We start from the raw sequence: 23106 nt of genomic DNA on the forward strand, positions 1-23106 counted from the left end.
TCTTGTGGTAACACAGGCGATAGTGCCAGCGAGTTGCGGGCTATTGATAAGAGGTTTGACAGGATATAAGGGCGGGGCGATAAACAAAGCGACAATCGCTCAAAGATACGGGAAAGCCTTACCCTTGTGAAAGCCAATGAGCTATCAAGCGGGGCTGGAAAGCCTAGTTAATGCGGGGTAAGTCTTACCGATAGCCAGTCAAACGAAGTCCAAAGGGTAGAAAATTACAGGCAAGGGAGCCTCTATGTAGTAGGGACTCCTTTGCCTTTTTTTATGCCCATTTTTAGGGGATAGTCTGGGGATGACCTGGGCTATCCCCTTTTTTTGTCTATTTTCCCTGGGCGTTTTTGCTTATCGCATCAGCAATAGCTGTATACTGTTTCCCCTTCGGCATTATGAAGATGCCACGACCACCACTTCGGTCAGCCCAGAGTTCACCAACCGCCCGCTTCTCTTTGGAGTCATCGTTGCTCCAGAGATGCTCCCCTTTATACTCAACAACAAGGAATTGCCCGTTTTCTAACTCGACAACGAAATCAGGGTAAAATCTATCAGTTGAGGTTGGCAACCAGAAAGACCCAGTTGGTCTTCTTTCAAGATTCCGAACCCATCGTCGCACCTGCGGCAACTGGTCAATATAGCAGGCACAGTCGAACTCTTCGCCTTCTGACTTGAGTTCTCCAATTACTGGAAGAGCATGCTTCTGGAACTTGTAACCGCCTTCATAATACCAATTCGGCGCATACCGATCCTGGCTAATTACTAAGCAGACTTCCGGGCTAACTTCGATATTTGCCACAAGTGACCCGAAAAGCACCTTTTGGTAGCCGTCCTTGCGCATCTGTCCACGGTGCCGCTCGATTAAGGCGCTGACTGCGTCCCGCAATCGAAATTTTTCCAGAGCCAACTGGTTCATCGTTAGGTGTCGAGTTTCGGCCACTTTTTCGATTACTTTCTGGATAAACAAAACAGCGTGAGTGCGAATAATATCCGGATGCTCAATTTGCCGGTCAACCCAATTTGCGAGTCCCGCCACCGTCCAGTCGCCTTCCACCCTTAACAGCGCCAGCTGAGTGCGAACTTGAGGGATAAGCCGCGTCTCTATTTTCCCTGTTGATGAAACATCCACCTCGGCTTCGTCAGCTAGACTAACCTCAGATGGGAAATCACTCTCTTTCAAAATTGGGTCGTATGTAGCCAGGTTCCACTGCATATCAAGGAAGTGATTTTCCTCAAGCAATTCAAGCTGTTCGCCTACTCGGATGCTCAACGCTGGTATTTCGATGGACGGTACAACCCAATCGGATGCTATCAGCTGCCCATGTGAAGCCATGTATATCCGCCGTACAACCTCTCGGGACTTGTCATCTTTGAAGCATTTCTCCAGTGCATCCCGTTCCGACGTCGTCAATATACCTGACACAGAGAGCATCCCTTCGTTAGCGTCAAACCTGACTCTCTCGCGAAGTCCGATATCCAGCTTCGATAGGTCTGGTATTTCGTTTACTTTTTCTTTTGTCTGCACAGGGGCAAACAAAGGCAGTTGCCCTAGGCTCTTTAAGATCGATGCCTCAGCTGCGAGAAACTGGCTGGCTTCAATTCGCTCGAAGCCGTTTTCTACAAGGGCTTCGCGTAGGTTCTGTATTGTTTCAAGGAATCTCTGAGAACTGACCATAGCATACGCCCGATTAAGCTCCTCATGTTGCTTGGTTTTTGCCCCTGGTAATCGCAGGACTCGGCCAAGTAACTGCTCGACATCCCGAGCTGAACCTACATCGGCTACACTACAGAAGACATATGCGAATGGGCAATCCCAGCCTTCCTTAAGGGCTTGCTGAGTAATAATAAACCGGATGGGACAGTTGCTATCCGAGAGATCGACGTCTTCAATTTCACGTATTGCTCCGGTGGCAACGGCGATCTGTTCTTCAGGAACCTTGCAATCATTCAATAAAGCATCCTTAACAACTTCCGCCGTAATATTATTGCGTTCTTGACGGTGTGGCTGGGACTGGATTAATACGATTGGTCTAATATACTCGCCCGTTTTTGCTTGTTCTTGTGCGGCTAGTTCTTCGAGGTCCCCTTGTGCCCGTGTCGTATCCGAAAGAACCTCTTTCCAATCGGGGCGAGTATGAAGCTTAATGGGCAATTTAATCATCTGCTCAGCTTTCAATTGAGCGGCCGAAACGTGGGCAAGTATATTGCTGGCATGCTTACCACGCTCCGGGTCATGCTCAGTCTGCGGCGTGGCGGTGAACTCGACGATACATGAAGGGCTAAACCGCTCCAGTGTCTCGAAAGACAGCTTCGTTCGCGCATTGTGTGCCTCGTCCATGATGACAACGGGCGCCCAGAGCCTGAGTACGTTGGCGAGCGAATAATGAAGTACGCCATTGTCATCTTTCTGAAGCTTGGACGCAAGGGTCGGCGACAAGCCGGTGAAATGGTGCTGTAATGCGCCGGAGGACTCATATATCTTTCGACCTTCGGTATCCTCAACACGCAAGGCCGCGAGTGTCGAGACAATGATGCAGGTATCGCCTTCCAGGGTACTACGCTGGACATAGAGGGCGTCCGCCAGGTCCATGACTGAAACACTGCTAAACTGGGCGTCTATTGCTTGCCGGTAAGGATGATTTCGGTCGCGCAGTGCCTTGATGGTTTGTTCACGGATAGTATTGCTGGGAACCAGCCATAAGAAGACTCCCCGCTCTTGATGAAGATAATCTCTGGTCAGGATGCCCAGGGAATAACAGGCCATGACAGTCTTACCGCCTCCGGTTGGGACGCGCAGGCAAACATAAGGTATTTGAGGCAGTTTAGCTACTTCACGGTAGGCCCGTTCGGTTTGCAGTACAAACGCTACTTTAGCGCCATGCTTATCAACCAAGTGAATGTATGCCTGAAGTTGGTCCAAACAGGCTTGCTGGTAGTTTTTTAAAGTTAGCATATCAGCCTACCTTGATCCGGTATGGTATTTGCTTAAAGGTAATGCCTTCTCGCCGCATCCGCTCTAGCCCCAGCCGGTTGCCTTCCCCGTAGATAATCTTCGGCCCATCATGCGGAGGAAGAGAGGCCAGTACGGGAACAGTCAACACATTGCCGCCGTTGACTGTTTTATCGCCAAGTATGCCGTTGAAAAGAAGATATACAGCAACCCCTTCGTGCAAACCCAACAGCGGAGATGACCCCGCACTTCCCATGTCCGAAAGCGGCTGGCCGGTCTCGGTAAAATACAAGTGAGCCGCTAAGTCAGCAAATTTGACCGCTTCAGCAATGGCACCCTCTTCGTCGAAAAGAGGTGAAGAGAGTGTGCAATATCTAAAGCCGCTTCCAAGACCTTCTACTGTCCTCTGACCATGTGCATATCCGAGCACAGCTCTTTCGAGGCGTTTGGCGGTTACATTGCTGCAAATCTCCTTTTCCATTTCCACCAGAATGAATTTACGATTGCCACCGTCGGCCTTGTTTGCAGCGAGCACTGCATGCCCTGTTGTACCACTACCTGCGAACGAATCAAGGATTAGCGAGTCCTTGTCAGTTGCGAGCTCGATAATTCGTGAGACCACCTCCACGGGTTTCGGTGTGATGAACATAGTGCTATCACCAATCATATCTCTTAACTGGACTTTGGCATTCGAGTTCGTTCCGGCGTATGTGTACGACCACCACGTTGTTGGTACCACTCCATTCTTAGCATCTTTTAGATACTCTTTAATTCGCGGTATCCCATTTCTGTCTGCACCCCACCATACACGTCCCTGCTTATCGAGACTTTGAAGTTTCGTTTCGGCTACGCGCCAATAAGTACCTGCTGGCGGACCATTTATGACCCGTCCTGCAGGGCAGGTAACAGCGTATATTCCCTTGCTGTACTTGTTTCTTGATTGCAGGGCGTGTGAAATCCACAGACCGTTGGGATCGTTGTCTGGATTCGAGTAGTCCTCATCAGTGCTTTCGTCCCGTGGTCTTAGATTTCGCCTCCAGTACGCCTTGCTCTGAGCATAGACTACGATGTAATCGTGCATGTCGGAGAGGTACTTCGCGCTGTTTTTGATGGTGTAAACATTCTGCCACACAATTGTGGCGACGAAGTTACGCGGTCCAAAAATCTCGTCCATGATTGATCGCAGGTTCTGCACTTCGTTATCGTCAATACTCACAAATATGGCGCCGTCTTCACGCAAGAACTCTTTGAGAAGAGCGAGGCGGGGATACATCATGCATAACCATTTATCATGGCGTGATAAGTCCTCCGCTTCGCCACCTACTACTTTACCTAACCAGGTTCGCATTTCAGGACTGTTAACAGCGTCATTGTAGACCCAGTTCTCATTACCTGTGTTATACGGCGGGTCAATATAGATGCACTTAACCTGGCCGGCATAGTAGGGTAGTAAAGCCTTTAGGGCAACCAGATTGTCGCCCTCCATCAGCAGATTCCCGCTATCGGGACTGCCAACGGATAATTCTTCGTTACACCGCAGGAGATGATAGGGCACCTCACGGTGGTGATTCAGGACGGCTTTCTTGCCAATCCAATCTAGAGTGGGCATCTCAATCCTTTACCCCGGCTTCCAAATCAGGCTTATCTTTTCCGTTACGATTCAGGCGAGCTTCTATAGCATCAACCACCCATTCTTGAATAGTGATGTCTGCCTCTGCCGCACGAATACGCAGTGTTTTATGGAGCTGCTCCGGCAACCGGATATGAATCATGCGGGTATGGGGCCTCCCCTGGTTTGCTTTTGTATTCATTCTTAACCGCTTCTTACTGAGGCTTTGTCTTGCACTAAATATAGCCGAGATACTTCATCAAAGTCAACACGTCGCAGAAGCGATTGTCAAGCTGTCTTCAAGCGGTTCTTAGAAGGATTTACTTTCTCCAAGATTGATAATGTCCAAAGTGTTCTTTTCATCGATTCAATCTATACTATCTATGCTATCCATAGTTCGGTCAATTCGAGTAACCCTGCAACGCAGGGGGTTTCATAAGGTATCCAACACTACTCCCGTGGTTTACCCCCGAATGTCTGCAAAGGGGCGTTTTTAAGCTAGGTAGGGGTGACCACCCCCCAGGGGGATATGTGGCTCCCCCAAAATGCCCTGCCTGCATAGTTAATCAATGCCGAAAACTGCATGGGTTAATAGCAGCTTCTGCACGAGTGGAATGCAGTCAGATGGCAGGAGAGCTGCCTTTCCCTTCACCTGCGCTCCCCTTATTCGGGAAATCCGCCGCCGGTTAACTGTTACTACCAACTTCGCTGGGTATTGACAAAGCCAATAAAATGGACTATTATTAGGACAATCATAGGATAGGAGTGGCGAATATGTCTATTATCAAAGTGGATCCGAACGATAAATACCCACGGGTGTACTGGCCTGAAGAGCTTAAACGGTTCGGATATACCGGCGAAGTCGAGGTAATTTGTGACTCGGTTACGGGCACTATTATCCACCCTAATGCCACACCGGAACAGACTATCCAGAGTCTTGAGAACCGAATCCGCGATATTCAGCTCAGGAGAGCATCCGCCAAACGCTCCGAGTTCCGTCCTCTACAAGAGCCAGCAGCCAAGACTCCCACGGCCAAAGCTCCTGAAGCGGAATGGGAGAGTATGCAATGCCCCTATCCGGATTGCGGAGCGCCGCTTATGTGGAACGTCAAATGGGACCATGCGGTTTGCAGCAAGTGCCGTCGGGCAATAGTCAGGTATGGTACACAAAGTTCAGCAAAGTAAGATTATTTACGAAAGGAGGTTGCCATGAGTCAGGAAGCGACAGGCATTTCCCCAGAGTTGCTGGAAAAATGCAGGGAGCTGGGACAGTACTTCACCATCGAGATCAAGCGGGACCGCCATAAGGGTAAACTCGAAGTGAAGTATGTTCCCACCAAGCCCTGTCCCTATGTCGACCAGGCTACTCTCGTGGAGGAGTTTTCCAACCAGGTAGCCTGGGGACATGCCATGTTGTTTGACATGAAAGGACAGATTGCCGATGGCGATTAACTCAAATAAATGAAAAGGAGGTTTTGCAAATGGCACATTATCCCGCCGGTCATATTCGACCGAAAAAGCCGCAACCAACCAATGGCTGGCCAGTGGACAAGCGGTGGGTGGTCGGATATATTCGAGTATCAGACAATCCACAAGCTGAGCCAGACCGGGCTTCCCTGGGCGAACAGGAACAGGGTATACGGAAGCGCTGTGAAGACAAGGGGTATTTCCTGATTCGTATCTTCTCCGATGTAGGTAGACGCTGGGATGCCACCCGCCCGGACTTCCAGGAAATGGTCCATTTTATCGGAGAAACTCTTCGAGCCAGTGATATGATTATGGTCTGGTCGGCGGATAGAATAGTAGGCTCGGCCAGCACATGCGCCGCGCTAGAGCCGCTTCTAGATCGCGGAGGTATCGACATTGAGGGAGTGGTCGAGGACATAAACAAAAGGTGGCTGCTTCTCAATGCTCTCATTGCCAAAGGTGAGACGGAAGCCAAGCGGGAACGGGGAAAAGTCGGCATCCACACCGCCGTTAGCCGCGGGCACTTTGTTGGCACACCACCTTACGGAAGACGTTTGAACAAGGAAAAGAAGCAAGTTGAACTTGATTCTGAGGAAGCTGTATGGTACCGGAGAATGCTTGTTGATTGGAAGGATTGGGGAGACGACAAAGTAGCCCATTACCTGAATCACATGGGTGTTCCCCAGAGGCTAAGCGGCAAGCAAATCAAGAATGGACCGCGGAAAGGTCAAATATTGGGCAAAGGATGGACCCGTTCTCATGTCCGTGACCTCCGTACCAACGAGCATGCTTATGGCAAGGGTATTTTTACCATCCGCGGGGGCGTTGAGTTAGAGTTTCCACTACCGCCGGTAGTAACCAAGGCTGAATTCGATGAAGCTCAAAAACCCAGGGCAAGCCGAGGGTGCTTTGGGAATCGGAGAAACAAACGCATCTACCCGGTACCCCAAAACAAATTCAGGTGTGGCGGATGCGGGCTCGGTTTTCGGGTGATATCCAAGAGTACCTTCTTTAAACGAAGGTTAGCCAGCGGAGAAACCAAGTTATATCAGCGCCATGCCCTCAGTCCACTATTGAGATGCCGGGGTATGGACGAGTATTCCCACACATTCAACTGTCGCAAACCCAAGCATCTTGACTTCGAGAAACTCCAGGGCAGAGTCCTGCAGAATTTGCTTCAAGTATTGACTCCAGACTTCTGCCAGAAGATGGTGGCTGAGCCGGTGGACAATTCAGCACTAGAATTGAGGGCTCAAAACGCTATTGCAAACCGTGAGGAAACCAAACGAGAGCTCGCCTGGCTGGTAACGCAGGCAAGAAAAGGCCTTATCCCCGATGATATCTTTGAGCAGCAGGCTTCAGCTCTCAAGGAAGAGATGGCAGCTAAAGAAAAGTACGCACAGCAGGCAGAGAACGAGCTAGAGAGCGCCTGCAACAATCAAAACCGGGCCGAACAAATTGCCTTTTCTGCCACAGTTCTCCGCGAAAATGTCCGTGTTCATTCCAGTATTCTTAACTACCTTCACCTTGCCTGCCCGCAAGGGAGTCCGGTGATTGAAGCTTGGCAGCAAAAACTGGATGAGGCAGGTGCAGCAGTCAAAGATATTATTGCTGACCTTATTGATACGATTATTGTTGAACCTGATAGCAAGCTAATCATCAACTACAACTTCCCCCTCATAGATAACATCAGTGGTCGCCAATTGACCAAAGCTTCTTCAGCCGTTTATCGGCGACCCGCGACCCGCTGGCATCGCCGTTAGACGGAACAATCTTGACGATGTTCGACCCGCCTAATGACTTCAGGTAAGTAAGAAAGCCTTTCCGCCCGATGGTACAGTCAAGTAACATCGCCCTTTCGGCGAGTGCCCTTGAAAGTGCGTTAACCAGTACCGCCTTGTGCGCTAAAAAGCCCTGACCTGAACGCTTGCCCTCGATATTCAGTTGTTCGATTGTCTGACCCCCTTTTAGCTATCCGATAGTGGGCAACTCTACCGGCTTCGCTCAGTAGTAAGCTACCAGCTATCCGCAATTCGCTGGCATAGCCGACGCTCCTACTGTATAAGTTGCGGAATTGGGCTGAATTGTGACATCCGAAAATAACGATTGTTGTTCACGCCGTCGGAAACGGCTTAGATATTGCCGCTCAGTCTCATCCAAAGCTATCCCGTCCCGCCGCTTTTCGGCGATGGCGATTAGTCTGTCGGGACAATGTAGCAAGAAGGTGCTGGCATCTACCCATGCTTCGAGGTCTAACGCCTTGTCATCGGCAATCAGATCGCCGAGTTCCGTGGTATTGCCTTCATCGTCTATGACAGGTTTATTCAGGCTTTCGAGCTTGACCGCTTTTGGACACTTACTGAAAAGCCAGTCGGCTTTACACTTGTGCCGTTGTGCCTTGCTACAGTCCCCGCAGGTTAGGCCGTTGTCTTGCCGGTATCGCTTGCGCCAGTAAAGGGCTTGGGCACGGCTGGCGATACGATACATGGCGGCTTCGGTGAAAGGATGGTATCCGTTGTTCCGTTCCACATCGGCAAGTGTGATGATTATATCGTGGAGCAGGTCATCCTTTTCGTCCGGCTTGGCCTTGTGGCTGAAACGGGATGCTACTTTATAGTAAGTAAGCCACTGGCCGGTAAGATAGTCATACCCGTTGCCGTTGCCGGTTTGCTTTGGCTTGACGCTTCGGCTAGACTTGAAGCTACGCAAGGCGGTTGTCTCTTTGGTCTGACAGGTGGCGACCTTTCCGCACCATCGGCAAACGCCTTGCCTTATTTCGAGCGTCCAAACCTTGTGACATTGACTACAGAAGCCCCCAGGCCGGTTGTGTTCTCCGGCTACCGTTACGCTTGAACTCATGGTTCCCCCTTTCAGGGCAAGCGTTCAGGTCAAGGTTTTTTCGTATTCGGTTGTTAAGGTGCTTTTTGTTTGTTTTTCCAGCTTCATTGTCAAACAAAAAGTCATTTTGAACATCCCGAAGAACTAGCACGATTTTCACCCCTCCCCTGGGGCGAAGTAATTGTCAGAAAACGAAAAAGAGGAGCATGAAGCTCCTCTTTTGGTATCTGAACTGATTCTGATTTTTATTTTAGATCAGGAGGTTCTTTACACTCATTTCTTCTGCCAAAACACCAGCCGTGGCATCACTAAGGTTCCGATTGAACGTTTTAACAAATCGTTCCTCCTCAGGAAGCATAAGAAGACTCGGTCTCGAGGTAGCCATTAAGTGATCGTCACTAGGCACCAAACTGACAACCCAAAAAGGACGCCCAGCCACAATATAGCGAACAATAGTGGAACAATGTAAGTATGATCAGCAACGCTTTCCTTAGCTAGCTGGCGAGGATTGCTTATTAAGGTAAGGATACTTCTGAGCATATCGCCAATAAGCGAAAAAATGCTATTCATATTTAATGACTGTTGAACGATTTTATCAATGCTCGTAAACGGCCGCTCGTCTACTTCAAGTTGATCGTTACTGTTTTTAGCTTCTAGTACCCGAATATATTCACCTACGCGCCATATTATTTTCGTATTTAGATAATTCGTAGACGCGAAGAGTACAGATAGAACGCATCCTCCGGTCGCAATGATAAAGTCAAAGAACGTTAGACTAGTTCTGTGGTCATTTCCGAGTAAAGTTGCAAATGCGGCAACCAAGAATGCAGTTGTAATAAGGAAAAAATTTAATCTTTGAAATAGAAATGAGGTATCCCGATCTAGATGACTTACCGCCTTATCATATGCGTCTTTAACCAACATATTCGGCCTCAAAAAGCTAATTTATTTTTGGAAAAGCTCGTTAATCAAGGCAACTGATGCATAAATAGTCAAATTAATTTGTTCAGGTTCTAAAACGTCCCTTCGATGAGTGCCGATATCTCGGAAAGCCTTAATGGACTTGGAAAATGTGTAGGTGTCGTTTGTCAGAAGATCCATTTGCTTGGCTTCGGATAACATTGCGCTTAAGGGCTTATCTTTTATTCCTTTATCAATTAACGATAGTTGAAGAGCACGCCCACACATAACCGCGCTAGCCTTATTGCATTGAGCGTAAAATGCGCGCTCAGCTTCTTTGATATCATTAACAATATCCTCAGGCACAGTTTGATCAAGTTTTTGGGAATAGGCTCCGGGAAGCGATGTATCCAGCCTCTTGATGTAACCATTGGTTAAGGTAATGGGGAATTCATGCGAACAAGCAAGGCATTTGATGATTCCGTGAAGCTCGGCTCGGGGGTTACATTCAACTTCTATCGGTTCGCTTCTCAGGTTTCCTTGACAAACCGGACAATAGACTCTGGAGTTAGGCATCAGATTCTCCCTTTTGGCCTCATTTCCTAACACGGGAATATAATTGAACCCACTGAATTATACCATAGAGCAAACCCACAAAATCGTCAATTTTGTTGAATATCCCTCAGTGTCGCTTTATCATTGATCCCATTCCTTCCTCTCGAACCCTGCGGTAATATCAAGAAATGGTCCCCTGTAATTGAGCATTTGAAGGAGGATACGATCAAGCACTCCAATAAGCATACGGTACTCTTGCCAAGGTTTATTTGTCAGAAACGAACCACGGTGCACTAATGAATTTCGTGACTTGACGAATAGCTCCAACTGCCCTGCATCAATTGGTCGACCAAATCCTTCGAGCATATCTACGACGATGGTTCCGAAACTCCTTCTATTCAGATCACCCACCTTTAGTTCCATTTCAGTTAGTTGGGAAGTTTCAATTGCAGATAACCTTGCGGGGTGTTCGTTTGGGTCCTCCTTCTGAGACGTTGATTTGAATCCATTTTCCATGGCAAGCCCTACCATTCTTTTTATCCTCCGGAACTTGGGGCGCGATATAATAAACTCAACATCGTTTCCAAGCGCTTTTTGTTGTGCGCAATAATTTCCTTTTAGGAGCTCCAATACAACGACAGCCCGAAGACCTCTGGTTTCAAGAAAAGCAGTCTCTCTTTTTGCATCCAGATAACCGTCGATAGCAATATCCAATCTGAGCTCATTTTTCTTTGCAATATACGGATCATATACTTGCTCCATGAATTTGACTGTGTCAGACAAATTGCGTGGATCTATCAGTCGAAGACTCGAGTATGGCCAATTCACACTGCATTTATGGAAGGTCTCCACCACTTGTCCGCTGTCATCACAATAATCACAATATACCCAGTTTATCTTCGTACCTCTAGCCAACGATAGGAGAGTGCAAACCGCATCGACTACGGACCTGGTCGAGTCAGGCAGTTCAGACAAACTGATGCACATTACTATTTCACTTGTGACGTCTATGCCTTTTTGAGCTGAAATGGATTTCAATTTTTCGGCGTAATGCTCGACCTCATGTATCTCCAGTGTCCTCCCACCAAGACTCATTACCAGAGTGTTCAAACCCCAGCCCCCTCCTGAATCGGCTGATCGCTTGTTTCCGAGGAATTCAAAATTCGTTATCCCGAATCTGGCCGTAGAAATCTTTCGTCGCGTGGTATTTTTTACCGTGACACTACCTGCAACCATCACAAGCATCACGATCTCGTTACCCGAGGAAGTGGCTTTTTCATTAAAGTTAGTGCAAATTATCTGGCCGTTGAACTCAATGACATCACCCTCTTTGGAAATTGCTCGGATTGACTCAATTTGTTCGCTCCAACACTTTCTAGCTACATCCAAATTTTCATCGAAGCTACATTCGGCCACGATTCGGCCGTCCGATAGTTGTGCAACTTGAATCGAACACTCGGATAGTAATCCGTTAGGCAAAACTATTTGACCTTTGCCCTCGTATTCGCGAATAATTTTCCCGTATAGAGAGGTTTTAAACATGAGGCGAATATAAACCACTGGCCTTCGCAAATCAAGGCCGCATTTCTCAGTTTATAGACGTTGCAATCAATTGGCTGAATTGAATCGCTAATATGGTCTCTTGGGTGTTAGGATTAAAAATCAAGCCTAGACGTAATCCTTGAAGCCGGTTTGAGTTTCGGCTTCTCCTGGGACAGTTTCACTAAGAGGGTCCGAAGAACCACCGAGGTTCGACCACGTTTAGATCACCTTTTGGAGTTCATCTGGTGTTTGAATATTTTTCGGTAAGTATTCAAACCCGATCCCACGTAAAATGGACTGCTCGGTAATATGTAGACGATCCCAAATAATGCGTCGGGCATTTTCGACCCCATCAGCGTACTTTTCTGCAATACCGAAAAGTGAAGCAAACTCCGATCTGGAATTCGGATCGAGGTAAAGGCAATTGAAGTTCCACCATTCTTTAGCTTCCGTAACATAAGCTTTAATGGCGCCCATTTTCATATCGGTCACGGCTTGGGTTAGCCGTTGCACTTGGCCGAACGCTGATTGATGAGCTTGGAGTCGTTTATCGAACAACTCCTTTCGAAGACGATCTTTTTCAGTTCGCCACCGGCCGACCTCAGCAATCCCGGCACCGACTATCGCACCGATTATAATGAGCCAAGAATCAGATACCATTAGTGGCGGTACCCCCTTTGCAAGCCCTTAATTAAACTTACTGCGACGCCTGTGGCTAGGCCGGCACTTTCAGCAACAATTACTCCCATCAGTTCGCTCCCGAAAAACGAATCGGTTTGTTCTTGGATGGCAATACTGAGCTTTGCAGTATCCCATGGAGGGATGATGTGCGGTAACACTGGAAGCAAGAGCATATAGATTACCGTTAAGCCGAAGGCGGCCGCGCCGAGCCCCTGCCACGCCTTTTTCGTCGAAAGATCGGGTTTTGTGGCAATCACTATCGCTGCGAAGACGCTCATTAGTCCCAGGAACTGCAAGATATTCATAAGGTTCTCCCCCTTGAGCAAGAATTATATCATGCCCGTTCATGCGTTGGAGCGACAAAATTAAGCTGGATGGGCCAGAGACGGTCTTTGCCAAGAGGGGTTCGATAATCAAGCGACGAACCTTAGCAGGGAACGTGAGTGATGTTTGCTGCACTACTGATTGGTTTGTTCATTCGTTGAATTGCTGTAATTATTGAGCCCAACCCATCCTCAGGATCTGTACGGAAATCAGAGAGTCCGACAGGCCCGGCAAATATACTAAGTTGATAAGTACTGGGTGTCAATTGTTTTTCAGATGGTTCGGTCCGATTTCGGGGTATAAAGTGAATAATGGATTTGCCCATGACCGGTCATCAGCCGAGATTCCTTCCCGGGTCAGTCGGTAATAAGTCCGCTTCGGGGCATCGGGGTAATTGTCCTGAATTGCCGAAGGTTCTGTTCTCTCGGTCATCTCCACCCACCTGAGCCTCTTCAACACCCCGAAGTACATCAGGAATGAGTGATACCGCATGTGCGTAAACTTCCGTGACACCTTTTTAAGTTGCTTCTGATAGATCTGTTCGGCAAATTCCTCAGTTACATCCACGCCCCGGACCACCTGCTTGCTGATGATCCGCTCCGCGCGCTCTCGTGCGGTCGCCCTGGCCAGGGCTTCTTTATACTCGTAATTGATATCGGCTTGAGGTGCGCCGCGCTCCGGATTTATCCGCGGCGCACCTTCAGGACCGTTTCCCAGAAGAAACTCCCGGATAAACCAGCCGCAGCCAAACGGCCGGAGAAAACCACCACTTTTCGGTCTCAGTTCCATCACCATAAACCTGCCTCAGGCCACCCCTGCTGGCTTTTTCGCCAGGGATTCCATGCCCTCAATGATTCGGGTGGTCACCTGGCGAATCGAGGCCAGGTTCTTCTCTAGGACTTTCTTGTCTTGCGCCCATAGAGCGACATAGGGGAAGGATCTTGTTCCGGTATCAAAACCAAAGTGAGCCCCGACAGCAAAGGCGGCACTTTCGGCAATCGTCTCGGCATCTCTCCTGGGGATGTGGAACACGCCTTCGGAGTAGTAATGCGCCACCTCGTGAATCAGCGTCTTCAATTGCTGGGCACGGGATTCCTCCGGCCGGACCCAGATTTCCTTGCCGGAAAAGTAGCCCTTGATCGCTGGATTCTGATCCGGCCGGGAATCAAAGCCGACAGACACACCTTGAATCCTGACAAGGTGAAGAATGTTATCGAAGAGTGCCTCATGGGCTTCACCGGTGAGCACCGGCACCTCGAATTCAGGCAGCGGCTTGCCTTCGGTCTGGCTGACGTCAAAGACATAGACCACCTTGAAGTAGATCGGGCGAATCATCTCGCGCTTCTCTTCTTCTTCGCCCTGTTCGCCGGCCGGCTCGGTCATTTTGGCCGACTTCGACGGCATACAAGGCGCCAGAATGGCGATCCCCTTTTCACCCTTCTTCACCCAGCGGTAGAGGTCTTTCCAGGTGTTGAAGCCGGCTACCCGGGTAGCGTCAGGCTTTTGGGCCGCGATGAGAATAAGGTTGCCGATGCTGTAGTCATGGAATTTCGCCATGGTAAGCAGGAAATTTCGAAAATGCTCGCTACTCTGGATGCCTTCGACGCCTTCCTTGAGCTTCTTAAGCACCTCATCGATGCGGCGTTCCTTGGCTTCCGGTTCGATGGAGAAACTGTAATCCGGCACCGGCACGCCGACCCAGCTGACCATATCGTAGTTCCGGGGATAGACGATCTCACATTTCGGTGACGTAACGACCGCCGCCGGTAAGAGTTCGTGGTCAGCACTCGCGAACACGGTGTCAGCCAGGTGTTGCGACAAGCCGACCATGACGGCGCCGGCCGCCAACAAGCCGCCGAATGACACGACGGTACCCGTCCAATCCAATTCTTGTGCCGGGATTTCCGCGATCGTCAGCCAGTTCACCGAGGTCATATCGCCCGATTCGATACCTTCCAATTCGCCGGAGTTGACCTCGATGAAATAACGCGCAGGCGATGCCGAGGTCACCAGGTAGCCCGGCGGCACATTGCGATAAATCTCGGTCACAGAGAACGAGTCCGAAAGAAAGGCGATATCAAGCGGGAAAAGCATCGGAGAGGTGGTTACTTCGATGATGCGCGAAAAGCCGAGATCAAAAAACATCCCGGTCCGCACCTCAAGTGCCGGCAAGCCGCCCAAGCCTTGCACCAACTCCCAAGGGGCGGCCGCCACCGTGGCGACCCACTCTTTATATCGTATGGTAACGCGCACCTGTCCGGCCATTATCTCCTCCCCGGAATCCGTTTGATGCCGTTGACCTTGTTTTCAAGGCCCATCTGCTTTGTCTCGAAATCGGTGGTGCCGATGTCAGAGCCGCCGAACATGGCCACGTCAAAGTTACGATGCCACCTGGCCGAGGCCTTGAAATCGGTCTTCTCCTCGAACTTCTCGCCCCTTGTGCGCCGCGGCTTCATCCCGGGTGGGGCGATGGTTGCCAAGCCCTCAAGGTAAGACTCGCTGGTGGTGTCCTCGCGATAATTGATCGGGGCATTCACCCCAAATTCCTCATGGTTGGCATACCTGCCCATCAGGTTTCCCTCCTTGCCATAGTTTTCGGTACCACTCCTTCTGCTCTTCTCCGGAGACTTTACGATACTTCATGGTAGTGACGATGCTCTGATGCCCCAGGTGCTCCTGCAGTAGCCGGAGACCGTCACCCGAATCGTCATGCTTAACGGCATTCACGGCGAAAGCGTCGCGCAGCCGGTGGGGAGAGACGTTATGGGTCTTGCCGCTTTCGACGTTCACAAGGCGGGGTATCCCGGCGCGCTCGGCACAGTCCCTGACGATCTGCCAGGCCCGGTTACGGCCGAGATCGAAGAGCATCTTTTCACCATTTCTGGCCACCGTGCCGCCGCGGCCGATGTATTCCTTGAGCAGACCGAGAGTGGTTTTATCCACCGGCAGCGTCCGGAAACGGTGATGCTCCTTTTCCTGAGAAACCGCCTTCTCCACCTTCCGGCCACACACCGGGCAAAACTTGTGCCCTTTGCCCAGCCTGGCGCCACACTCCGGACACAACAGCCGGATGCGTGACTTCAGGTGCTCGATGGTCACCGTGCCCCGGCGAAAATCAAGGTCCTTCACCCTGACAGCCAGCGCCTCGGATACCCGGCAGCCCAGGTGAAAAAGCAGCCGAATGAGCAGCCGGTCCCTGAGATACACAGCTGCGCCTTCCAGTCTCGCCACTTCGTCGAGTTCAAGGTAAGTCTTGCCCACTAGCCGGTCTCCTCACCCATCTCCTGCGTCATCGGCATGATGAGCCCCATCATCAAGAGCATCATCAGCATCGGCAGCATAGACGACAGCATGTCGCCGCCCGAAGCATTGCCGGTGACGATGATGACGTTATCCTGTTCAGCCACAGCGTTAGTGTCCTCGATCCAGACCCGAAGGCCGTAGGTGCCGTTGTCAATGCCGCCGCTTGACTTGGGCACAAGCAGGAAATCGACCGAGGCCGAGCCTTCAGCCGGTTCCGAACTTGCCGCAAGCGGCACATCCGCCTGGCCGACGCAGGCGTTCACCATGTGCTTGCCAAAAAGATTGGTCGAATAAGGTCCGGCCAGAAGCTTGACCGTCGTGTTCACGCCGATGACATACTTGAAGGATACCGTCACCCTGAGGGTGTCCCCGGCGTTGAAAGTCCCCGGCGAAAGCGCCATCGGCGCAAAGACGATATCGAGTACCACCTGCCCCTCCTATACCTTGGCGAAGTCCGAAATCTTGAATTCGGTGATCGTCGGCTGACTGCCGGCGATAACGAGGGCGTTCTCGTAGCCGAAGAGATAGTTGGTCGTCGCCTGACCGCCGATACTAGGACTGCCGCCAAAAATCTTGACGTAGATGTCATCCCAGTTGGTGTCGACGTTAGATGGAATGGTGAAGATATAGGAATTGGTGACATTCGGGTACGACGGCGGTGTGGTTATCTGCGGGATACTAAAGGTGGTCTGTTGCACCAGTTTCTCATCGAAACCAAACATCCCGTTCGTGCCGATGCAGTAGTACCCGGTCACGCCGGTAACCGCCGGACCGGTGTACTTAAAAGAGATGCTTACCATCAAACGATCCCCCGGAGCCACCGCCACCTGCTTCGGCGCCGGATTCATGTAACCGAGCGGGATATAGACGCCGCCGGCCGCGGTGAAGAATTTCCCCGCCACCGGGTCATAGAAAATGTGCTGGCCGGTGGCCGGATCGATATACCAGCCGGGCGCTACCGGGTCTTCAGCCAGGGCGACAGCGCCATTACCTTGCGCCGCAAAAGGCTTGAGTTCCAGATTGAGTGTTTTGAAAGCCATTTGTTCCTCCTATACCTTGATGAAATCCGCAATGCGGAAGTCCGAAATTATGGGCTGGCCACTTGAACCCACGTTGACCGTTTTGGCCATCTCGTCGTCGGCGTACCACCCACCGTCGGCGCCGTACCAAAAACTCTTGGCACGAATGGTCACCTTCTGGCTGGGCATGTAGAAATAACCGGAAAACGGCCAGACAGCCTGCGCGTCGATGTTAGCCCAGTCGGTCGGAAAGATGACAGCCGGTTGCGGCGAAACGCCGTAATCGAGCGTCGCTTCGACCCTGACGCCGATGGGCGCGGAATGGGTGTTTTTAACCCGGACGGTGATGTCCACCCGGCTGCCCGAAACAGCCTCCGATGGGGCAATGATCTCAATAATGTCGGCATACTGCGCCATCTAATCCTCCGGGTCATCCTTTCCAGAACTCTCCGCCAACGGAAAGCTGCCGTTGCCGAAATTACCCGCCAGGCGGTTACCGATGACGTCTACTCCGGCACCGCCCAGGAAGGCGTAGAAGATGCTTGCGATGTTCACCTGTCCGGTTGAGTCGATGCTGAGCGCCAGGATAACACCGGCGAATACGGTGCGGATCATCGACCCGCCGAACTTGCGGATGTTAAAGGCCTCACCGCTTTCCAGCCAGCCCAGGAGCGCGGCGATAAAACCGCCAAATAAAGCTGCCAGGGCGATATAAATTCTTTCCATAGTGGTTATTCCCTCCTTCGGGTGACGCAGATGAACTTGCCCCAGATGACGCCGCCCATAGCCACCAGACAGCTGCCGGTGGTGGTCACCACCAGACCGAAATCGACATTACTCGCCAGCTCGATGCCGATACCTATACCGATCGTCGCAATGCCGACGAGCTCAATAACAATGGCCGCCATCATTCCCTTGTTCATTTAATTCGCCCCCATCACTCCGGCCATCAGCATCATGGCCGTCATCATTTGCATCATCTCCGCCGTCTGAGTCGAAGGTGAGCTACCCGATGTCACCTGCCCGAGCATGGCACCCATGGCCGGCAGCCCGTAGCCGTAGGCGTTGTCCTTGTTTAGGGGGGCATCCTGCGGCTTGGTGGAAAAATACGGCGCCACGTCCCTGGCCAGCGTCCAGCGGTACTGCCAGCCTTCGCCGTAAGCCCGGCGTCCGCTTTCCCACAGAAGCCCGGTGAGTCCTGAAAGCATCGGCGCGGCGAAGCTTGTCCCTGACTTAACCACATACCCATCGTCATTCTTGTCCGACGCCATCTCAAGGTTCGTCCCCCAAATAACGAAATCCGGCTTGGTCTCGCCCTGTACCGTGGGCCCGCGGGAGGATTTCTCCCAAACGGCAAGCTCGCCATGCGTTTCTATGGCGCCGACGGCAACCACCTCCGGCTCACAGGCCGGCAGCATCATCGTCGTCATCTTCGGTCCGGTGTTGCCCGCCGCGGCGATCACGTCCAGTCCGTACTCGATACTGGCTGCCCGGCAGGCGGCGCGCACCGGGTTGTCGGGGTCGCCGTCGTCCTCACCGCCGAGCGAGAGATTTATCATGTTGGGATACAGCTCATCGGCAGGAAAAAGACCTGAAGTGCGGGCCTGCTCGGCCAGATCACATACCCGGTCGATGCCGAGCACGATGGCCTCATCCGTGGCGATACCCTCATCGCCGATGACTTTGATGTTCATAATCGAAGCACCCGGTGAGACGCCGGCATTGCCGCCAAGGGCATGCATGCCGCCAGCGATTACAAAAGCCACCTGGGTGCCGTGGCCGTAAACGTCCGACGCTGTCGGCGATCCGGTAAAATTGGCCTCATAGACCACCTTGCCCTGCAGCGACTGGTGCGTCTTGCGGACACCGCTGTCCAGGACGGCTACCGTAAGGCCGGTGCCCATGATCGGCGGGTTAAAATAGCTTCGGAGCAGATAGAAGACGTCGGAGATGCTTTCCACTACCGGAGTCTGGGCGATCACCTGGCTCGTGCTGTACTGCCTGAGAGCTTTGAGCGCAATGCCGGGAATGGCCGACAACCTGTCAGCTTGCGCCTGGTCGAGTTCGCAAAACACCTGGCCGATCAGGCTGGCTTTTCGGATGTTGCGGGCGCCAATTTTACTGGCCTCGGCTTCGAGCCGGTCGATCGATAAATTCTTAGAGATGAGGGCGTAGCGCATATCTTCTCCTTATGCAACTTTGAAAAGACTTTTAGACGCTGAAAAAGTACTGGCGGAGTCTCTATAACATGGAAAACGAAAACCTCAAGCAGGAAGAAAACTCGTTGACGGGTATACACTCAAAGTATACAATGCCTGCCAATTCTTCCGAGGGTGAGGTTGAAAAGCTTATGATAAATGAATTTATTAAGAATCTAGCCGAAGTTTCCGTAGCAGTTGCTTCAAGAAATATGAGAGATGATAATGACTGAAGCAAAGAGGGTAGTTGCATATCTTAGGGTATCTTCAGTATCACAGATAGATGGATACTCGCTTGATGCCCAAGAGAGGCTATTTAAGGAACTCTGCAAAAACAAAGGCTGGCAGATAGTAAGTATCTATCGCGAAGAAGGTAAATCGGCACACGTTGACAGTATTCACAAGAGGCCTATGTTCAGAAAACTGCTTGATGATGCCAAGAAAGGGCAGTTCGATCTTGTTATCGTACATACTGTGGATCGTTGGTCACGCAACTTAAGAGTGGCACTTGAATCCTTAGGGATGCTGGGAAAGTATAGGGTCGGATTGGTTTCTATAACTGAAAGCAATATCGACTACTCTACACCACAGGGGATGCTGCAGATGCAGATGATGGGAGCCTTTGCCCAATACAGCAGTGAGTCACTCAGTGTCCATGTTAAAAAGGGATTGGGGCAAAGGGCGATAGAAGGCAAACATAACGGTACTATCCCCTTTGGTTATGAGTCCTGTTGGGAGAAAGGGGAGAAGGGGGAGAAAACACTTCGCTGCAATCCCGAACACCCTGGAGGAATGCATATCCACCCAAAGGAAAGTAAAGCAGTCAAAGAGTTATTCAAGCGCTATGCTATAGGAACTGTTACTTTGTCACAAATGGCTAAATATCTTAATGACAAGGGTTTTCGCACCCGTAATACCAAAAGAATAGAAGATGCCTGCGGCAACCTTACTTCAGGACCAAAGCTCTTTACCAATGCTTCAGTAAGGGGCATTCTGCATAATCCTTTCTACATGGGAAAGATAAAGCATAGAGATAAACTGCTTCCCGGAATGCATAAACCACTGGTAACCAAGACTCTCTTTAATATGGTACAAGCTACTCTAAAGAAGAACTCAGGCAGATCAGAGACACTTCAGTCTAAACCCCAAAGGGAATACCTGCTTAAAGGTCTTGCTAGATGTGCATATTGCGGTATGCCGATGTGGGCACAAACCTATCATAATGGCAGAAAGTATTATAGGGAACATAGGGCATCAAGAAGCATCGACCAATGCATAGCTCATGGGGGCACTATCCCTTGCGAGATAGTAGATAATCAAATGATAGAACTGGTTAAAGCTATAGAGCTTAAACCCTCATGGTTAGAAGAAGTATTATCTGTTATAAGCCTAAAGGATGAAGTAACCAGGGTAGATAAAGAAAGAAAACAGGTAACCACTAAACTTAAGCGTATGGCTAGAGCTTATATAGATGGTTTACTTCCCGATAGTGAATACTCCCGACAGAAGAAACTCTTGGAGCTTACCTTAGAATCCCTGGTTATCCCTGACTACAATGCAGCCGAAGAAGCAGGAAAGCTTATTATGAATCTACCTTCCCTATGGTCTAAGGCAACACTTTCAGAACAAAGGAAGATACTTGTTACTATGCTAGATGCTGTGTATATAGATTTTAAGAAGAGTCGTTCTATCATTGCAGTTAAACCAAAACCACCATTTAAACCTATCTTTCAGATAGCAGTATCTAAGAAAGGATCTAAGATACATATCTTAAATGAGCCACTTAGCGATAAACCAAATGGCTCTTCATTGTTCTTGGTGGAGACGGGGGAGGGTTGGACTCTCCCTGAAACAATGGTGATGGGGTTTGCAGGATGTTAAGATGCAAAAATAACTGTAGTTTTTATTATTTAAAGTAACTCGTGTTCGATATGTAGTAAATTAGCAAAGACTAGTACTTAAGTATTAATACTTAAGTACATTTATTTTATATATCTTTGCGTATTTTGTGCAATTGACATTACTATATAAAATGCTAGAATACAAATAATCAACTGTGTATTTGTACTGAGGAAACGCTTATGGATATTTGGCGTTCAGGAAAGACTGAATGGCTCTAGGGAAAGACCTAAATATATCTTTAGGATAAATTTATGAGTAAATTTCATAAAACGATTAGCCGCCGAGATTTCATGAAAGGACTAGGATTAGCCGGGGGCGGTATTGGTGCTGCGGTGGCTGCCATGCCTGTTTTTCATGATCTTGATGAATTTGTTTCAAGCGAAGCAAATTCTACTAAAGATCAACCTTGGTACGTTAAGCATCGAGAGCATTTTGACCCTACGATTACAGTTGACTGGGATATTTTTGATAGATATGACGGGTATCAGCATAAGGGTGTCTATGAAGGCCCTCCAGATGCTCCCTTTACATCATGGGGCAATAGGCTTCAGATGAGAATGTCAGATGAAGAGCAAAAGAAGCGAATTTTGGCCGCTAAAAAAGAGAGGTTCCCTGGTTGGGACGGTGGGTTACACGGGAGAGGGGATCAGCGGGCGGATGCACTATTTTACGCAGTAACTCAACCATTTCCTGGTAGTGGTGAGGAAGGGCACGGACTATTCCAACCTTATCCTGATCAACCCGGTAAGTTTTACGCGAGATGGGGTTTGTATGGTCCGCCACATGATTCAGCGCCACCTGATGGGAGCGTACCAAAATGGGAGGGTACTCCAGAAGACAATTTTCTAATGCTGAGGGCAGCTGCAAAATATTTTGGTGCTGGTGGCGTTGGTGCTCTTAACCTGGCAGATCCCAAATGCAAAAAACTAATATATAAGAAAGCTCAGCCGATGGCTCTAGGAAAAGGAACATACAGTGAAATAGGTGGACCAGGAATGATCGATGCAAAATTTTATCCCAAGGTTCCTGACCATGCCGTACCTATTAACTTTAAGGAAGCGGATTATAGCTACTACAATGATGCAGAGTGGGTTATTCCAACAAAGTGTGAATCCATTTTCACTTTCACCCTACCTCAACCACAAGAACTCAATAAGAGGACGGGTGGTATAGCAGGTGCTGGACCATATACTGTATACAAAGATTTCGCTAGGGTAGGCACTTTAGTCCAAATGTTTATTAAGAATCTAGGTTATCACGCTTTATATTGGCCAATTGGATGGGGACCGGGTGGTTGCTTTACCACTTTTGACGGGCAAGGTGAACAGGGTAGAACAGGTGCTGCTATCCATTGGAAGCTTGGTTCTTCACAACGTGGTTCTGAAAGAGTAGTAACTGATTTACCGATAGCTCCTACCCCGCCAATTGATGCAGGTATGTTTGAGTTTTGCAAAACCTGTTATATATGCCGTGACGTTTGCGTCTCTGGGGGTGTGCACCAAGAAGACGAACCAACTTGGGATTCAGGTAATTGGTGGAATGTACAAGGATATCTCGGCTACCGAACGGATTGGAGTGGTTGCCATAACCAGTGCGGTATGTGTCAATCCTCCTGCCCTTTTACTTATTTAGGTTTGGAAAATGCTTCATTAGTGCACAAAATAGTAAAAGGTGTTGTTGCTAACACGACTGTTTTTAATAGTTTTTTTACCAATATGGAGAAAGCATTAGGATATGGTGATTTAACCATGGAAAATTCTAACTGGTGGAAAGAAGAAGGACCGATATACGGCTTTGATCCCGGTACTTAGAAATAGA

25 protein-coding genes are annotated in these 23106 nt (G+C 49.7%); 6 read left to right on the forward strand and 19 right to left on the reverse strand.

The features are described from left to right. Window positions 1-328: 328 nt before the first annotated feature. The 3 genes from ACZ48S_RS01050 to ACZ48S_RS01060 are packed head-to-tail and all read right to left on the reverse strand — an operon-like array spanning window position 329 to window position 4761. Window positions 329-2953: a DEAD/DEAH box helicase gene (locus ACZ48S_RS01050; RefSeq protein ID WP_464213214.1), complete on the reverse strand. Its 2625-nt coding sequence runs from the start codon at window positions 2951-2953 to the stop codon at window positions 329-331. A gap of 1 nt (window position 2954) precedes the next feature. Next, window positions 2955-4559, reverse strand: coding sequence for a site-specific DNA-methyltransferase (locus ACZ48S_RS01055; RefSeq protein ID WP_464213216.1), 1605 nt, complete (start codon window positions 4557-4559; stop codon window positions 2955-2957). 1 nt (window position 4560) lies between these two features. Then, window positions 4561-4761, reverse strand: a complete 201-nt coding sequence (locus ACZ48S_RS01060) for a toxin-antitoxin system HicB family antitoxin (RefSeq protein WP_464213218.1) — start codon at window positions 4759-4761, stop codon at window positions 4561-4563. Between the two features lie 572 nt (window positions 4762-5333). Between ACZ48S_RS01060 and ACZ48S_RS01065 the strand changes: the two genes are divergently transcribed. Genes ACZ48S_RS01065 through ACZ48S_RS01075 form a run of 3 tightly spaced genes read left to right on the forward strand, consistent with a single transcriptional unit; the run spans window position 5334 to window position 7789 of the window. Beyond that, window positions 5334-5744, forward strand: a complete 411-nt coding sequence (locus ACZ48S_RS01065) for a hypothetical protein (protein WP_464213220.1) — start codon at window positions 5334-5336, stop codon at window positions 5742-5744. 24 nt (window positions 5745-5768) lie between these two features. Continuing rightward, window positions 5769-6011 (forward strand): hypothetical protein, encoded by a 243-nt coding sequence (locus tag ACZ48S_RS01070; RefSeq protein WP_464213222.1) that lies wholly within the window; start codon window positions 5769-5771, stop codon window positions 6009-6011. A 29-nt stretch (window positions 6012-6040) separates the two neighbouring features. Continuing rightward, entirely contained in the window at window positions 6041-7789 is a 1749-nt protein-coding gene (locus ACZ48S_RS01075; protein WP_464213224.1) for a recombinase family protein, read from the forward strand. Window positions 7790-8048: 259 nt separating this feature from the next. Here the strand turns inward: ACZ48S_RS01075 and ACZ48S_RS01080 are convergent, their stop codons facing one another. The 16 genes from ACZ48S_RS01080 to ACZ48S_RS01155 form a co-directional block, all read right to left on the reverse strand. Continuing rightward, the gene (locus ACZ48S_RS01080) at window positions 8049-8885 is read right to left on the reverse strand and encodes a hypothetical protein (protein WP_464213226.1); all 837 of its coding nucleotides are present in this window, start codon (window positions 8883-8885) and stop codon (window positions 8049-8051) included. Between the two features lie 363 nt (window positions 8886-9248). Next, window positions 9249-9788 carry a RipA family octameric membrane protein gene (locus ACZ48S_RS01085; protein ID WP_464213228.1) on the reverse strand — a complete coding sequence of 180 codons (540 nt, stop codon included), beginning with the start codon at window positions 9786-9788 and terminating at the stop codon, window positions 9249-9251. Window positions 9789-9809: 21 nt separating this feature from the next. After that, window positions 9810-10340, reverse strand: a complete 531-nt coding sequence (locus ACZ48S_RS01090; protein WP_464213230.1) for a DUF4145 domain-containing protein — start codon at window positions 10338-10340, stop codon at window positions 9810-9812. A gap of 120 nt (window positions 10341-10460) precedes the next feature. Further along, window positions 10461-11735, reverse strand: a complete 1275-nt coding sequence (locus ACZ48S_RS01095) for a hypothetical protein (protein ID WP_464213232.1) — start codon at window positions 11733-11735, stop codon at window positions 10461-10463. 345 nt (window positions 11736-12080) lie between these two features. Then, a complete protein-coding gene (locus ACZ48S_RS01100) occupies window positions 12081-12521 on the reverse strand; it encodes a hypothetical protein (protein ID WP_464213234.1) in 441 nt (146 codons plus the stop codon). Continuing rightward, window positions 12521-12847 (reverse strand): hypothetical protein, encoded by a 327-nt coding sequence (locus tag ACZ48S_RS01105; RefSeq protein ID WP_464213236.1) that lies wholly within the window; start codon window positions 12845-12847, stop codon window positions 12521-12523. Before ACZ48S_RS01105 ends, ACZ48S_RS01100 begins: the two co-directional genes overlap by 1 nt. A gap of 280 nt (window positions 12848-13127) precedes the next feature. Further along, window positions 13128-13661 (reverse strand): hypothetical protein, encoded by a 534-nt coding sequence (locus ACZ48S_RS01110; RefSeq protein ID WP_464213238.1) that lies wholly within the window; start codon window positions 13659-13661, stop codon window positions 13128-13130. Between the two features lie 9 nt (window positions 13662-13670). Further along, window positions 13671-15131: an ArdC-like ssDNA-binding domain-containing protein gene (locus tag ACZ48S_RS01115; protein WP_464213240.1), complete on the reverse strand. Its 1461-nt coding sequence runs from the start codon at window positions 15129-15131 to the stop codon at window positions 13671-13673. Continuing rightward, window positions 15131-15436, reverse strand: a complete 306-nt coding sequence (locus ACZ48S_RS01120) for a hypothetical protein (protein WP_464213242.1) — start codon at window positions 15434-15436, stop codon at window positions 15131-15133. The genes ACZ48S_RS01115 and ACZ48S_RS01120 overlap by 1 nt, the downstream gene beginning before the upstream one ends. After that, window positions 15414-16127 (reverse strand): tyrosine-type recombinase/integrase, encoded by a 714-nt coding sequence (locus tag ACZ48S_RS01125; RefSeq protein WP_464213244.1) that lies wholly within the window; start codon window positions 16125-16127, stop codon window positions 15414-15416. The genes ACZ48S_RS01120 and ACZ48S_RS01125 overlap by 23 nt, the downstream gene beginning before the upstream one ends. Beyond that, window positions 16127-16597 carry a hypothetical protein gene (locus ACZ48S_RS01130; RefSeq protein ID WP_464213246.1) on the reverse strand — a complete coding sequence of 157 codons (471 nt, stop codon included), beginning with the start codon at window positions 16595-16597 and terminating at the stop codon, window positions 16127-16129. Before ACZ48S_RS01130 ends, ACZ48S_RS01125 begins: the two co-directional genes overlap by 1 nt. A 9-nt stretch (window positions 16598-16606) precedes the next feature. Beyond that, window positions 16607-17209 (reverse strand): hypothetical protein, encoded by a 603-nt coding sequence (locus ACZ48S_RS01135; protein WP_464213248.1) that lies wholly within the window; start codon window positions 17207-17209, stop codon window positions 16607-16609. A 9-nt stretch (window positions 17210-17218) separates the two neighbouring features. Further along, window positions 17219-17605: a hypothetical protein gene (locus ACZ48S_RS01140; RefSeq protein WP_464213250.1), complete on the reverse strand. Its 387-nt coding sequence runs from the start codon at window positions 17603-17605 to the stop codon at window positions 17219-17221. Continuing rightward, the gene (locus ACZ48S_RS01145; protein WP_464213252.1) at window positions 17606-17914 is read right to left on the reverse strand and encodes a hypothetical protein; all 309 of its coding nucleotides are present in this window, start codon (window positions 17912-17914) and stop codon (window positions 17606-17608) included. Between the two features lie 5 nt (window positions 17915-17919). Further along, on the reverse strand, window positions 17920-18111 hold the full coding sequence (locus tag ACZ48S_RS01150) for a hypothetical protein (RefSeq protein ID WP_347001241.1): 192 nt from the start codon (window positions 18109-18111) through the stop codon (window positions 17920-17922). Then, on the reverse strand, window positions 18112-19368 hold the full coding sequence (locus ACZ48S_RS01155; protein WP_464213255.1) for a S8 family serine peptidase: 1257 nt from the start codon (window positions 19366-19368) through the stop codon (window positions 18112-18114). Between the two features lie 68 nt (window positions 19369-19436). Between ACZ48S_RS01155 and ACZ48S_RS01160 the strand changes: the two genes are divergently transcribed. The 3 genes from ACZ48S_RS01160 (at window position 19437) to ACZ48S_RS01170 (ending at window position 23099) form a co-directional block, all read left to right on the forward strand. Further along, window positions 19437-19619, forward strand: a complete 183-nt coding sequence (locus tag ACZ48S_RS01160) for a proteasome subunit alpha (RefSeq protein WP_464213257.1) — start codon at window positions 19437-19439, stop codon at window positions 19617-19619. Next, entirely contained in the window at window positions 19612-21267 is a 1656-nt protein-coding gene (locus tag ACZ48S_RS01165) for a recombinase family protein (RefSeq protein WP_464213259.1), read from the forward strand. The genes ACZ48S_RS01160 and ACZ48S_RS01165 overlap by 8 nt, the downstream gene beginning before the upstream one ends. 272 nt (window positions 21268-21539) lie before the next feature. Further along, window positions 21540-23099, forward strand: a complete 1560-nt coding sequence (locus tag ACZ48S_RS01170) for a reductive dehalogenase (RefSeq protein ID WP_079398699.1) — start codon at window positions 21540-21542, stop codon at window positions 23097-23099. The last annotated feature ends 7 nt before the right edge of the window (window positions 23100-23106 follow it).

This window comes from Dehalogenimonas sp. NIT-SK1 (assembly GCF_055384165.1).